Raw genomic sequence first — 479 nt, 5'->3', positions numbered from 1 at the left:
GTGGCGGCGCCGTAGGGGTCGGTGACAGACGTGAGCTGCCAGGTCTCCCCGGCCGGGGTGAAGGCGAAGTCGGTGCGGTTGCCGTGCCGGTCGGCGAACGCCGCCGGGTTGCCGTCCGCATCGAAGTACTGCACCGACCCGTCGGTGCGGTCCGCCAGCCGCCACTCATAGCCGCGCTCCTCCACTCCGTCGCGGGCGGGCAGCACGCTGCCGGGCACATGCTCCAAACGGACGCCCTGGCCGGGGTAGCGCTTCAGGCCCGAGCCGCTGGCGCCCGGGGCGCTGCCGCCAGGGTCGATCTCGTACACCCCGCCCGCCACCACGGCGCGGCCCCCGCCGGCGTCGATGAACGGCAGGCCCAAACCCATACCCGCGCCCAAACCCTGCCGGTCCACCCCCAGACCCGACAACTCCTGGTCATACGACAGCACCAGACCCAACCCGGCTCCACCACGCCCGGCCGTGTCCAGGAGGGGGAC

General features: G+C 73.5%; 1 protein-coding gene. It reads right to left on the bottom strand.

Annotation, left to right across the window (positions count from 1 at the left end; all coding sequences use genetic code 11):
- The coding region (locus IF89_RS39620; protein ID WP_158718167.1) for a hypothetical protein at window positions 1-440 on the bottom strand (440 nt) is incomplete at its 3' end.
- Window positions 441-479: the final 39 nt, after the last annotated feature.

The organism is Streptomyces sp. NRRL F-2664, assembly GCF_000719345.1.
Classification (GTDB): domain Bacteria; phylum Actinomycetota; class Actinomycetes; order Streptomycetales; family Streptomycetaceae; genus Streptomyces.
This window is presented reverse-complemented; position numbering and strand designations above follow the sequence as displayed.